This is a genomic window from Phormidesmis sp. 146-20, from assembly GCF_052939475.1.
On sequence record NZ_JBJPHT010000002.1, the window covers coordinates 1 to 13,050 of the forward strand.

General features: G+C 46.8%; 14 protein-coding genes. 5 read left to right on the forward strand and 9 right to left on the reverse strand.

The genetic code is table 11. From position 1 onward, the window contains the following. Positions 1-268 precede the first annotated feature (268 nt). Positions 269-1,222, forward strand: coding sequence for a DNA cytosine methyltransferase (locus tag ACKFKH_RS02130; protein WP_446856579.1), 954 nt, complete (start codon positions 269-271; stop codon positions 1,220-1,222). Between the two features lie 97 nt (positions 1,223-1,319). Here the strand turns inward: ACKFKH_RS02130 and ACKFKH_RS02135 are convergent, their stop codons facing one another. The 7 genes from ACKFKH_RS02135 to ACKFKH_RS02165 all read right to left on the reverse strand — a co-directional run bounded on the left by ACKFKH_RS02135 (position 1,320) and on the right by ACKFKH_RS02165 (position 7,549). Next, positions 1,320-1,523, reverse strand: coding sequence for a phycobilisome linker polypeptide (locus ACKFKH_RS02135; RefSeq protein WP_446856580.1), 204 nt, complete (start codon positions 1,521-1,523; stop codon positions 1,320-1,322). Positions 1,524-1,906: 383 nt separating this feature from the next. Further along, entirely contained in the window at positions 1,907-2,392 is a 486-nt protein-coding gene (gene apcB / locus ACKFKH_RS02140; protein ID WP_446856581.1) for an allophycocyanin subunit beta, read from the reverse strand. A gap of 54 nt (positions 2,393-2,446) precedes the next feature. Continuing rightward, entirely contained in the window at positions 2,447-2,932 is a 486-nt protein-coding gene (gene apcA, locus ACKFKH_RS02145; RefSeq protein ID WP_446856582.1) for an allophycocyanin subunit alpha, read from the reverse strand. Between the two features lie 463 nt (positions 2,933-3,395). Next, positions 3,396-4,715: a homoserine dehydrogenase gene (locus tag ACKFKH_RS02150; protein ID WP_446856583.1), complete on the reverse strand. Its 1,320-nt coding sequence runs from the start codon at positions 4,713-4,715 to the stop codon at positions 3,396-3,398. Positions 4,716-4,898: 183 nt separating this feature from the next. Continuing rightward, complete coding sequence (locus ACKFKH_RS02155; RefSeq protein ID WP_446856584.1) at positions 4,899-5,411, reverse strand: AAA family ATPase; 513 nt, start codon at positions 5,409-5,411, stop codon at positions 4,899-4,901. Between the two features lie 117 nt (positions 5,412-5,528). Further along, positions 5,529-6,755 carry a DNA adenine methylase gene (locus ACKFKH_RS02160; protein WP_446856585.1) on the reverse strand — a complete coding sequence of 409 codons (1,227 nt, stop codon included), beginning with the start codon at positions 6,753-6,755 and terminating at the stop codon, positions 5,529-5,531. After that, on the reverse strand, positions 6,755-7,549 hold the full coding sequence (locus ACKFKH_RS02165; protein ID WP_446856586.1) for a hypothetical protein: 795 nt from the start codon (positions 7,547-7,549) through the stop codon (positions 6,755-6,757). Before ACKFKH_RS02165 ends, ACKFKH_RS02160 begins: the two co-directional genes overlap by 1 nt. A gap of 1,017 nt (positions 7,550-8,566) precedes the next feature. Between ACKFKH_RS02165 and ACKFKH_RS02170 the strand changes: the two genes are divergently transcribed. Next, positions 8,567-8,947, forward strand: coding sequence for a hypothetical protein (locus ACKFKH_RS02170; RefSeq protein ID WP_446856587.1), 381 nt, complete (start codon positions 8,567-8,569; stop codon positions 8,945-8,947). 228 nt (positions 8,948-9,175) lie between these two features. On the opposite strand, the gene surE is transcribed toward ACKFKH_RS02170, so the two are convergent. Further along, positions 9,176-9,967 (reverse strand): 5'/3'-nucleotidase SurE, encoded by a 792-nt coding sequence (surE, locus tag ACKFKH_RS02175; RefSeq protein WP_446856588.1) that lies wholly within the window; start codon positions 9,965-9,967, stop codon positions 9,176-9,178. A 42-nt stretch (positions 9,968-10,009) separates the two neighbouring features. On the opposite strand from surE, the gene pheS reads away from it, so the two are divergent. Further along, a complete protein-coding gene (gene pheS / locus ACKFKH_RS02180) occupies positions 10,010-11,011 on the forward strand; it encodes a phenylalanine--tRNA ligase subunit alpha (RefSeq protein WP_446856589.1) in 1,002 nt (333 codons plus the stop codon). Between the two features lie 593 nt (positions 11,012-11,604). On the opposite strand, the gene ACKFKH_RS02185 is transcribed toward pheS, so the two are convergent. After that, complete coding sequence (locus ACKFKH_RS02185) at positions 11,605-11,817, reverse strand: helix-turn-helix domain-containing protein (RefSeq protein ID WP_446856590.1); 213 nt, start codon at positions 11,815-11,817, stop codon at positions 11,605-11,607. Positions 11,818-12,033: 216 nt separating this feature from the next. Here ACKFKH_RS02185 and ACKFKH_RS02190 point away from each other — a divergent pair, with 216 nt between their 5' ends. Both ACKFKH_RS02190 and ACKFKH_RS02195 read left to right on the forward strand, forming a co-directional pair. Beyond that, entirely contained in the window at positions 12,034-12,186 is a 153-nt protein-coding gene (locus ACKFKH_RS02190; protein WP_446856591.1) for a hypothetical protein, read from the forward strand. After that, positions 12,176-12,898, forward strand: a complete 723-nt coding sequence (locus ACKFKH_RS02195) for a tetratricopeptide repeat protein (protein WP_446856592.1) — start codon at positions 12,176-12,178, stop codon at positions 12,896-12,898. The genes ACKFKH_RS02190 and ACKFKH_RS02195 overlap by 11 nt, the downstream gene beginning before the upstream one ends. Positions 12,899-13,050: the final 152 nt, after the last annotated feature.

A 13,050-nucleotide genomic window follows, 5' to 3' on the forward strand; every position in this document is an offset into this window, starting at 1 on the left:
GAAATATTGTCTCAAAGTCCCCCAAAATTGGGGGGTTGGGGGGCAGAAGCGCTGAACAACGAAGCGAGAAAACTCCATCGAATTCACGCAAATTTAATCAATCAGGTAAGCCGCCCAAAACTGACGATATCAACAAAACTGATATAGAATTACGATTCGCAGAGCCAACGCAAATAAGATAGCTTTGCATCTAGATTTTGAGCTGACTAAGCCCCAAAAGAAGGCTTGATGCTATTATCTTCAACTCACCCGATCTTTTTGACTGACCATGAGAGCGATCGACTTATTTGCTGGGTGTGGTGGTCTTTCATTAGGGGTGCAAACTGCTGGCTTTGAAGTGGCGGCCGCTTTTGACAACTGGACAGAATCTTGCGAAGTCTATACCGCCAACTTTGATCACCCGATCTTTCAAGTTGATTTGTCAAATGTTGAAGATGTCGGGAGATTTCAGGAATGGCAGCCAGACATCATCATTGGTGGCCCGCCCTGTCAAGACTTTTCGAGCGCTGGAAAGAGAGACGAAACGCTTGGACGAGCAAATCTGACGATCTCATATGCAAAGCTGATTTCCAAAGTCAGACCTGACTGGTTTTTAATGGAAAATGTAGAGCGGATTAAAAGCAGTCGTGTATTGCAAGAAACGCTTTTGATCCTTAAATCGATCGGCTATGGGCTAAGTTCCACGGTTTTAGATGCTAGCTATTGCGGCGTTCCTCAGATCAGAAAAAGATTTATTCTGGTTGGGCATCTGCACTCAGAAGACGGATTTTTGGATCATCACTTGATTAAAAACCAGTCAGTTCATCCGATGACGGTTGATGATTATATGGGCGATCGTTTAGACATCAAGTTTTATTATCGGCATCCTAGAAGCTATGCGCGCAGAGGGATTTTTAGCGTCTATGAGCCGAGTCCGACGATTCGCGGAGTTAATCGACCTGTGCCTAAAAACTACCGCCAGCATGAGGGCGACCTCTGTGACCCCAAAGAAGTGCGTCCTTTGACTACATTAGAAAGAAGCTACATTCAGACTTTTCCAGAAGGCTTCAAATGGCTTGGCACAAAAACCTGTCTAGAGCAAATGATTGGTAATGCAGTCCCAGTAAAGCTTGGGCAATATGTTGCTAACTGCATTCTTCAATACATTCAAGATGACACGCTGACAAAGACCAACGTTGTCAAGCAGCAAGTTGTGGAGAAGCAATTAGAACTTTTCATTTGATCAACTGTTCTCGTTTATGAACAAGCATAAAAAAGGAGGTCATCACGACCCCCACAGCTAATGCTCAGAGTTAACAAACTTTTAGAAACTCAGCTTACTACAGCAACCCGGTATCTAGTCCAGGCTTGCCTGTTGCCAATTCAACCTTGACAATCTTGCCGCCCATCTTTTGAATCCGCTGTTGCTCACGAAACCAGTTGTCGTAAGGAACCAACTTTGTAAAGTAGGTGTTTTGCAGCTCGCGCTGGGTGCGGATGCGAGTCTGACTAGGAACGCAGGCAGTAACCTTAAACATTCTCATGGGTCTTATTTTCTCCTGAGTAGGCTGAGGATGGTTTTGAATGTTGAGTCTTGAATCAACTAACTCATACCACAATTCAAAACCCGTTACACAAGTGGAATATTTCTCAAAAACTTGGCAAGTTACGATCGAGTCAAAACCTTTTCAGGCGAATTCACAAACTCAAAAGCACCGCAAACCTTTTGGATGATATATCAAAATTGATGGTTGGAAGGTTGGAAGTCGAGAGGCAATGTTAGATCGCTAAAACCATTTCTCAGACTAGCCTTTGACAAGCTAACACCAAACCCCAGACTTCCAAAACCTCACATTAGAGTGACAAACAATGAGCCATGAACGACGAACTTAATTCATCCCTCATCCCTCATTCTTCATCCCTTCAGTTAGCTCAAGCCAGAGCAGATGTAGTCGAAGTAAACGCCCATTTCTTTGCCAGCGTCAGAACCGACCAAACCAGCGGTGACTTCTTTCATCGCTTGGATCGCTTGCACCGTTGCACCCACAGGTACGCCCAAAGAGTTGTAGGTTTCCTTCAAGCCGTTGAGCACGCGCTCGTCGAGGATGGAAGGATCGCCAGCCAACATTGCGTAGGTGGAGTAGCGCAGGTAGTAGTCGAGGTCACGAATGCAAGCCGCATAACGACGAGTTGTGTACATGTTGCCACCGGGACGAGTGATGTCCGAGTACAACAAGGATTTTGCAACGGCTTCTTTGACGATCGCAGCCGCGTTAGCCGAGATGGTGGTTGCCGCACGAACGCGCAGTTCACCCGTTTGGAAGTAGCCTTTGAGCTTTTCGAGAGCAGACGTATCGAGGTACTTGCCTTGAACGTCAGACGTATTGATAACTGAGGTAATTGCGTCTTGCATGATTTATTCCCGTAAGTCGCGTGGTCTTGATCAATCTAAAAGGGTGGGCAGCAATTACTGCATTGCACCGATCACGTAGTCGAAGTAGGAGCCAGCTTCAGAAGCATCTTCGCCAGACAGCAAGGAAGCCGCCACGTTTTTCATCGCACGAATGCCTTCTGCAACCGCCGGAATGGGAGTGCCCAAAGAGTTGTACATTTCACGAACGCCGACGATACCGATTTCTTCGATCGGGGTGACATCGCCTGCAACAATCCCGTAGGTGACGAGACGCAGGTAGTAGTCGAGATCACGCAGGCAGGTAGCGGTCATTTCTTCGCCGTATGCGTTGCCACCGGGAGAGACGACATCGGGGCGCTTTTGAAACAGTTGGTCGCCTGCTTGCTTGACGATGCGCTCACGAGAGTCAGTCAAGGTTTGAGCGATGCGGAGACGACGTTCGCCAGTGGTGACGAAGCCTTTGATCCGATCTAGTTCGCCAGGGCTGAGGTAACGAGCTTCAGCGTCTGCATTCACGATTGATTTCGTGACAATACTCATTGATGGATTCCTCCAAAAGTAGTGTAACCGAGTATGTTTAAACGGGATTTCCCCAAATGGCTTGTTAAGTCTGCACTCAGGTTTTGAAGCTTGCGACTTTGCGATCGTCAGAGGCTTTTGAACCTTGAGGTTTGCTGAGTAGATCCAGTTCGCCTTGCGGTTACTTTGGTTACACAAGCGTTGTTTGACTTAGCGACCTTCCGTGATTATTCTGCGGTATTTGGTTCACCATCCTGATCACTTCGCAACATTTTGTAATGTTCCTCCTCATGTTTGCATTTAGCGATGATTTGTGCTTTGTGCGACAATGAGGGAGGGGTTCACAGAGTTGAGAACGATCGCAGCTACAGGGTTAGCGTTTGGGTTTGATGAAACTCCGTTTTCAGCATGTTACGGTTCTTTGAGTCCTTAAGTCAAAGGCTGAAATGTATCGTTTGATTGAGAAGATTTTTTCAGATTTGTTCTAGAGCACTCGTAGCACACTGGCGACGCTAGCAATGGTGGGCAACGCCTGAATCTCGTTTAGTGCCTTACGAAAATTGCCTTCGCGGACATCGTGGGTGACGACGACAATCTCAGCCGAGCCGTCTCGAATGCCCGTCTGGACAACTGATTCTAGGCTGACTTGGTGATCTCCAAAGCAGGTACCCAGTTTGCCGATGACACCGGGATAGTCCTGAGTGAGAAATCGGGCGTAAAAGCGGGTTACCAGGTCTTCGATCGAGGCGATCGCGCAATAGTGCTGGTGAGAACAAGCTAAAAGCGGATCGAGAAGTGGTGTGCCGTCAGCTTGAAGGAGTTGTCCGCGTCCCACTTTGAGTAAGGCGGCAATGTTGAGAATGTCAGAAACGACCGCGCTGGCCGTTGGCCCGGCTCCGGCTCCTCGGCCAAAAAACATCACCTGACCGATCGGGTCGCCTTCAATCAAAATTGCGTTGTAGACATCGTTGACGCTGGCGAGGGGATGAGCTTTGGGAACGAGGGCGGGATGGACTCTAAGCTGCAATTGTTCAGGATCGGTGTGGGGTTCTCGTTTGGCGATCGCCAGCAGCTTGATCACAAATCCCAATTTTTCGGCGTAGGCGATATCGGTGGCGCTGACTTGACGAATGCCCTCACAGTGGACTTCAGGAAGCTTGATTCGTCCACCAAAGGCGAGAGAAGCCAGAATCGCAATCTTATCGGCGGCATCCAATCCATCGACATCAGCGGTCGGATCGGCTTCGGCGTATCCCAGTTGTTGAGCGTCTGCCAGGATCTCGGCAAAGTCGCCGCCCTCGGTTTGCATTCTCGTCAGAATGTAGTTGGTCGTGCCGTTGACGATGCCTGTAACGGTGCTGATGCGATTGGCGCAGAGAGACTGTTTGATCGGCTCGATCACGGGAATACCGCCACCTACGGCTGCTTCTAACAGAACGTACACACCTGCTTCGGCGGCCGCTGAGAAGATTTCTTCACCAAATCGAGCGATCGCCGCTTTATTGGCCGTGACGACGTGTTTTTTGTGAGCGATCGCTTTCAGTATTAACGATCGAGCAGGCTCTAATCCGCCGATCACTTCCACCACAATATCGATGTCTGGATCGGTAACGATCGCCTCTAAATCAGTCGTCAACAAGTCAGCAGGGATATCAATTGAGCGGGGTTTGTCGAGCGATCGGACTCCGACTTTGTGAATCACGAGTTCTTGAAGCAGGGGATGTCGCTGAATCGGGTCGCGCAGAATTTCTACCGTTCCCGTTCCGACCGTTCCCAGTCCGAGTAGACCAACTTTAAACGCCACAGGCTTTCCCTATCACAACTGCAATCTCATTTTAGGACTGCATCGGTTCACTCAGAAAATCGATTGGGTGGAGGCGCGATCGATTTTCAGTGATTGAGCATTCACACACCCTGATTCAGTATGTTGCAATAGCCTTGTTGTGCTGCGGACACTGCCTCTCACATGCACATTGCGATGCTTTTGCTAGGTTGACAACCCTATTGAAGTGGAATCATATCTAATGATGTTAAAGCCTTCGTCGGCGATCGGGGGTTGAAAATATGCGGTGATGGAGTCGAATTCTGCCTCAGACATAATCATCGAACCTTCGGGCTGTTCAGCATTCCGTTTCCGCAGTTGCTCTTTGCACAAGGAGTCAGGCGCAACAATGTAATGAAGTGCATGATTGACTTTAGCTGCTTCAAAAATGGAGCGAAACCATTGGCGTTGAGAAGGAACATTTCCTGGAAAATCTAGAACAACAGATATTCCCTGGGTAAGAATGTCTTGTATGTGCTGTGAGGCTACAGATTTTAAGCGTGACGAATATCTTAAATAATCATCAAAGGTGCTAATCTCTTCTGGGTACAACTTCGACAACCAGAGATCTTCACTGATCAAAATGGCACGATGGTCGGATGCCAGCTTTTTCGATAACGTTGTCTTTCCTGATGCCATCTTTCCGCAGAAGAAGTGTAGAACGGGATTGGTTTTCACGCTTCACCACCGTTACATTTTTCTAAGTTTACTTAATGAGTCTAGCGGCTCTGTTGAGCGGGGGCAAATACTACCAAAACAAAGCGCAAGTCTCTGCTCACCGCTCCAATAAGATTGTTAGCCTGCTGACCAACTTGCGGAAATGCAGTACTCGTACAAGGCTTTATTACAATTCCGTTTTCTAACGATCGCAGAATGAACTTTTGAGTAGCCAAGAACTCTCATAGACTCAGAAAGCAAATCTGCTGTGTCAACCATATTACCGAAAAAGGTTGAGTTACCGACAATATAGTGAAGTTCAGCCCCATTTTCCAAAATAGATCTAATCGAACTCAGATGTAAGTGCATATCATGAAAATACTTCAAAACGTAAATCGCCATAAGGTGTGAGTTTTTTCCCTCAGACATTTTTATTTTTTTTACAGTAGAGAAGATTTTTTCTGGTAAAGCTTTTTCTTCTATTATCCAAGAGTTGAGACGGCTAGTTGCAATTCCCCAAGTTCCACCAATAGCCAACCAATCTAGTTCACCCGCTTCTTTTGCCTCATCTATAAATTTTGTCCAGTACATGTATGGACGGAGTTCACGAATATAGCTGATTCGATTTGGATAAGGAGGCGAAGTTATCACCTTATTCACCTTAATGTTATCTAGATTGATTATATTTCGAGCATCTACTTTCAGTACTTTGGCACTACCAATAATATTTTTCTCAGCAGCTTTGAGGATAAATTCAAGAATACTTAAAAAAAGTTTTTCTACATATTCAATATTATGATGAGTTACCGTATCACTGAATGACATGGAAACATGGTTAAAAGCTGCTGATGAAGTCTCAATTATCAAGCGGCAGAATGCAATCCAAACGATACTGTATTTATCATTCTCTTCAGGTTCCCCAAATTGTCTTACTAGAGCAGTTCGCAGAGATGCAAGAACTTTGAGTGTATAACTAGACCACCACCGCTCAATGTTGAATATCTGTGGTGTCCAGTTATCTTGGTCTACTTGACTTCTACAATCATCCAAAGCCTCCCACACTCTTTCACGAATATCTAGTAGGCAGTCTTCAGTATAATTTCGGTACTTAGCATTTCCAAGCCAAATAAGAAATGGGTTGATATCAAAGGCAAATGCTTGGTTTCCTCGTTCAGCAGCAACAAGACCTGTCGTAGCCGTTCCAGAAAAAGGGTCAAGAATTATCGCTCCCGTATCTACCGAAGACAAAAGGCTTTCAACAAGCTTTACTCCATACGCTGGCGTAAGGCGAAGCCAGCCGTGTCGCCCAAGACTGCGATTAGCTTTGAAAGTGTAGTCTGATCGTTGTGGAACTGTAGATGTCATCACTCTGCCCTGAGTAGAATTTCTAATGTGCTATACACTTCACTCTTAATCACCTCAGAGTTCCGATGGAAAAAATCTGCTAAGTCATAACCCAAAATTTCCTTGGAAAAAACAAACAGCGAAATTTGGCTACTACCGGACGTTGTACCAATGATTATTCCTCCACGACTATTTCGATAACGCAGAACTAAATCTGCGTCAATTTGAGATGAAAAAATTGCAAAGACTGGTAGATAGCCGTTTGCCCAGGCGACAGCAATATTATCTATGTCAGCATTCTGTCTCTTGCTATCTTTGCTTTTATATCCCTGCCGGACTTCAAACACGGCTCCATTCAAGGGTGCAGGCACACTGAGAGAGCGACTGTAGTCTGCTATCCACTGAATGACTCTGGCTCTAACGTCAGCATTCCGAATTTCGTTCAGTTCTAGCCGCGCATCCAACGATAAAGTCTTATTCTTGTCATTTTTGGTCTTTGTAATGTAAGACCATAGGGCGTATCTTGGATCTTCGTATTGCGCTTGGTCAATTATTATCTGTCTGAATAGGTTTTCACAACCTTTCCCAACCTGCCTATAAACTGAGGTCATGCCCCCTGCGGCTTTGTGAGCAGCATACATCAAGTCTGAATCAAGACCAATCCATGAATAGAATGGGTCTGCTCCATAGATTGATAAGAACCGTGCCAGATCTAGCCCTTCCTCTCTATTGCCTAGACCGAATTTGGGTTTGTATCGTCTACACACCTTTATAGGATCTAAAAATCTCTTAAGGTAAAGGCTTTCATCAGTCACGGCAGATTTTACATTTTATTATCTGAACCAAAAAGTATAGCGTGACTTGGCGCTATGGAACTTGCCAATAATCTTGGAGCTACTGACCTAACCTGCAACCGAAGCAGACTAACAACGATTTCAACAGATATGCCTTCTCGCAGAAGATTGAGTGCGATCGCCCGCTTGTCTTCCTTTTGTGCGTCTCTCTAAATTGATTGATAAATTGATTGATAAACAGTAGATTCCTGCATGTTGTCCCTTCGTAGGACACGATAAATGATTTCCTACAATTTTAGCTGCCAGCTCTGATTCAGCAAAATCTCACCTGCATGAGCAACCAGTGCGGAACCCATGAAGTAACCAGTATCTAGATAAGCTTGGAGATAGGTTGCCATCTCGCTTGCGTGGGAGAACTTTACCATTTCTGCCTCTCGCCAAAAAGACTGAGGAAAGATTAGTCTTTTTACTCGGAATGATAACGTCTACAAAGGGATAATATATCTCTAATAAAGGTTAGCCTGCTTATTATTGGCATAACTTCTGGTTTAAGAATTTATACTGAATCTAAATTGGACAATTTCCTACTTTGAACGATTATGCCGAGTCGCTTTTAGGTGTCCTGATTTCAGGTTTGTCTGACCGATCGCTCTCCCTTCTTCTATCAACAAACTCACCCAGCAATCCTTTAGCTTGATCGACTTCACCTAATGCAAAACTGATTTGTCTTAAGCCGAAATCGGGTTAACGAACGCGCTTCCTTAGTTTCAGCTTCGTGTGATCGAGTTGACGAAAGGGCTTCCTTTGATTTGGTATTGCGTAATCGAGTTGAGGAAAGTGCTTCCTTAGTTTCAGCTTCGTGTGATTGAGTTGACGAACGCGCTTCCTTAGTTTCAGTATCCTGATGCTTAGTTACAAGGCTGTCTGTTGATTTGCAGATTGAGACTTCATTAGTTTTATGAGTTCGATCGCTAGTCAATCCATCGATCGGGGAACTCTAGCATTGTTCAATTAAAGATTAAGAGAGGGTCTCTACTGATGCCTGGACTCGGAAAACGCAATTCATCCCATCTTGAAAAAGCCAAAAATCGCCTGTCTGCTATCAAATCCATTAGTTCTAGCTTGGATATGGGTAAAGGACTTTCTGTTCAAGCGTATGCGACATTAATTGAGAAAACTCGTCAGCGGGTGGATGCCTATAATGCAACGGTCGCGATGTTAGATGCCGATCGCGTTGCGATGCAAGAAGCTGAGAAAGAACTGCAAGAACTGACTGAGAAAATGTTGTTGGGGGTTGCGATCGAGTTTGGTAAAGATAGTCCCGAATATAAGATTGCGGGTGGTATTCGCAAGAGCGAACGGAAGCGACCCGATCGTAAAAAAGCAAATCAGCCAGAACCGCAGTCCACGCTTAGTTAAAAAGACCCTGAGTAGTTGAGCCTAAGAATCCAGCAAATGTTTAGCGATTTCTGGATTCTTTGTGTCTAGGGCAGAGCAGAATGACAGGTGGTGTAATTTGGAAAAGGCTAAAGATGTAGTCCGCAGCGAAAAACTTATTGAAGTTTGCGTCTGAATTATTCTCTAGCTCTTCCAAAGTAGAACTGTTCGCTTTTCCGGTATGTTCAGGAACAAGATTTTGGGTTTACGTTAAATCCCGGAATCCTGCGTCCACTTCTGTATGGTTCTCAGCCCGGATGGAGAGGTGAGATTGTAGTGCAGCGGCGTGATTGTAATATAGTTGTCGCGAATTGCCTGTACGTCGGTCGGTACATCCGTTGGCACATCGGGGTCATCGATATCTTCGAGCAGTTCGCCCGCTAGCCAGTAATAGTTTTTGCCTCTGGGATCGGTGCGCTTCTCAAAGACATCGGTGTAGCGGCGGACTCCTTGACGAGTGACGATCGCTCCCTTAATCTTGTCTTGTTCAATGGCTGGCACATTCACATTGAGTAGCGTTAACTCAGACGGCGGATTTTTCTCAAACTGACGTACTAGCAAGCAAGCAAAATCGGCCGCAGGTTGAAAATTTTTGGCAGCAAAGCTAGTCAAACTAAACGCTACACTGGGAATCCCTTCGATCACGCCCTCCATCGCGGCCGAAACGGTGCCCGAATACAGCACATCGGTTCCTAAATTTGAGCCATGATTGATGCCCGACAGTACAAAGTCAGGGGGACTCTCAAGCAGCGCCCAAAGGGCCAGTTTTACGCAGTCAGATGGCGTTCCCGAACAGGCCCAAGCTTTGACGGCGGGATGAAAAATCTCAGTCATCACCTCTGCTCGAATTGGGTCGTGTAAGGTCAGCCCATGTCCTGTAGCAGAGCGTTCTCGATCGGGACACACCACCGTCACTTGATGCCCCGCGTTTGCTAAGGTGTTGGCAAGCGTCCGAATCCCCAACGCATAAACCCCATCGTCATTGCTGATCAGTAATTTCATCGAATCCAGTAAACTAGTAAAACAATTCGGCCCTTTCTTAGTATGACTGCTCAGACGATCGAACTCGAATCTCAACTCGAAGCCATCCGGCAAGAAGCACAACAGGCGATCGCAGCCACTGACACGCTCGATCAACTAGAGCAACTTCGTGTCAAATATTTGGGCAAGAAGGGTCCGATTCCTCAAGTATTGGGGGGAATGGGCAAGCTTGATCCGGCAGAACGTCCCCGGATTGGGGCCCGCGCCAATGAGGTGAAAGAAGCGATTCAGGGAGATCTCAATCGCAAGCGAACTGACCTGCAAGCGGCGGCCATTCAGGCAAAATTGGAGGCAGAAACGATCGATGTGACGATGCCGGGAGTGTTTCGTCCCCAAGGTCGAGTGCATCCACTCAACAGTACGACGGATTTAGTGTTAGATATCTTCGTGGGTCTGGGTTACACGGTGGCGGAAGGGCCGGAAATGGAGACGGACTACTACAACTTTGAGGCGCTTAACTTCTTGCCGGATCACCCCGCACGAGACATGCAGGACACGCTCTATCTGCCAGATGGCAACCTGCTGAGAACCCACACTTCGACGGTGCAAGTCCGTTATATGGAGTCGAATGAGCCGCCGATTAGAATTGCGGTGCCTGGGCGGGTTTATCGTCGCGATACGGTGGATGCAACTCACTCGGCCGTCTTTCATCAGATTGAAATTTTGGCGGTCGATGAGGGGCTGACTTTCACGGATCTTAAAGGCACGATTAAAGTATTCTTGCAGGAACTTTTTGGTGATCTGCCGATTCGTTTTCGTCCCAGTTTCTTCCCGTTTACTGAGCCGTCTGCTGAGGTTGATGTGCAGTGGAAAGGTCGCTGGTTGGAGATCTTGGGCTGCGGCATGGTTGATCCAAATGTTCTCAAATCGGTGGGCTATGACCCAGAAATCTACACGGGATTTGCGGCGGGGTTTGGGGTCGAAAGGTTGGCGATGGTGCAACATCAAATCGATGATATTCGGCGACTTTATGACAGCAATTTGCGATTTTTAAAGCAGTTTTAACGTAAAGTCAAAGAGCTTTCTCGCTTGGTTATTCAGTTTTTCACCCCCTAAATCCCCTATTCTGGGGGACTTTGATTTACGCGATCGCACCTTTAGCGCACCTCTCGCAAAATCAGCTTTCCCGATTAGTGGAGAACTTTGAATCAAACCTCTTGTCTTAAGAGCGCATTTCTAAATTAATGATTAAGCTTGCTCCTTGCGTTCACCGAGCCGTTGCAGCATGAGTCGAATCATAGATTGCTAAATCATCGCCTCGCTCATTTCCGGTCGTAATTCGTCGTCTTTACTCAAGCGTCGATTTTGATTGATCCAAGCAAATGTCCTCGCTGCGTTCGGGATAGACGAGATTTTCTGATCTTGATTCAGTTCGCGGTCATGCTCCGTCTATTTAAGCTTTTGAAGTGCGCTCTAATACAAGATTACACTTGGGTCACTTTGAGAACGCCTGACCTTTTCTGGCTCTATTAAAGTCAATTCAAGTCTATCTTCTAACGTCGTCATCTCCGGATGTTCCAGACTGTATTGCCGTCGCTCCTCCGTTAGGCGAATCTGTCGTCCTTGAAAGTCTGTAAGTGTAAACATCTCAGCATTGGTCACTCTTCAACGACTTCGATCAAGTCTTCGATCGTCACCTCAAAAACCTTCGCCAATTTAATCAACGCTGTTGCATCAACCATTGCCATTCCGGGAGAACGAGCATAAGTTCTGAGAGTGCTATAAACCACGCCTGAACGGTCAGAAACTTCTTTGATTGTCCAGCCTCGCTTATTAGCGAACTCTCGAATTCGCAGCCGCACCAAACCCATGCTTGACAATGACCAGATCTAGTCATTTAATAAAAGTGTCCTTGAAACAAAGATCGCCCCCGTGCCTGGAAAACTCGAAGGGTGACTGCTGTTCTTTCCTCGTAAGAAGGAAGATAACCCTCATGATACCAAGAGAACCGCCGTCCGAAACGGTGGAAACTTCTGCGTACAGAAATCATCTACATCCCTGGTGTATCATTTGTTTTTTACCCGAACATGCCGCGAGGAGTCATTGCGCGGTATCGTCGCCGCAGTCATGCCAAATCGCATCTGAGCGTCCTGAAACGTCTGAGTCCGACTTTTACCTACCAGATTGTTTTTGATCCACCCTACCCACTGGAGAATCAGGAAACGCCCCATGAACAATAACGAACGCACGCCTCAAGACGATCGAGAACCCACTCCAAAAGTGACCCCTTTGTCCAGTCAGGAGCGAACGGTTGACCTTCCCGCTCAAAATGGTCGCCTTCCAAAAACGGCTCCCGCAAAAACGGCTCTAACTGGCTTTCAGAATCGAGTCAAAACCTCCCTAAAACAGTTTTCGACTTCTGTGAATCTTCCTCAATCAAAAGTTTCGCCACTCTTAGCAGGGAGCGTTTTGGGGTTATCGGTTGCCTTGATGATTGTGTTGTTTCGTCCCCTGGCTTCCACGCCGCCCACCGTCGAAAATCAAGTTTCCGAACAGCGCAAAACCGTTGCCGAAGATTGGTTTCAACAAGCCCGTGACGCATCTGTGCGCGGCGATCGTTCCTCCGCCATTGCCAACTACACGCAAGCGATTGCGCGATCGCCCAAAAATCCCAACTTCTATTACAACCGAGGCATTGAGCATTCTGCATCCGGCGATCGTTCTGCTGCCATCAAAGACTACACGCAAGCGATCAAGCTCGACAAAAATTTTGCAGACGCTTACTACAATCGAGCCAACGCCCACGCCGCCAGCAACCAAATCAAGGAAGCGATCGCCGACTACCAACGCGCCGCCAACCTCTACCAACGCCAGGGTCTAACCGATTACCAGCAAGAAGCGATCGCCGCCGCCAAAAAACTCCAACAATCCACCAGACCCCCCCAACAATAAACACTCCTCCGCCCTCCGCCCTCCGCCCTCACTCTCTCTCGTTATGCCAAAGTGAAAGAGAGAAATGTGTTGCGATGATGAATTGTCACAGGGGCGACTTTCCCCGATCGAAGACCTTCATCACAATAGTAGGTTAAGAAATAAAAACCTCC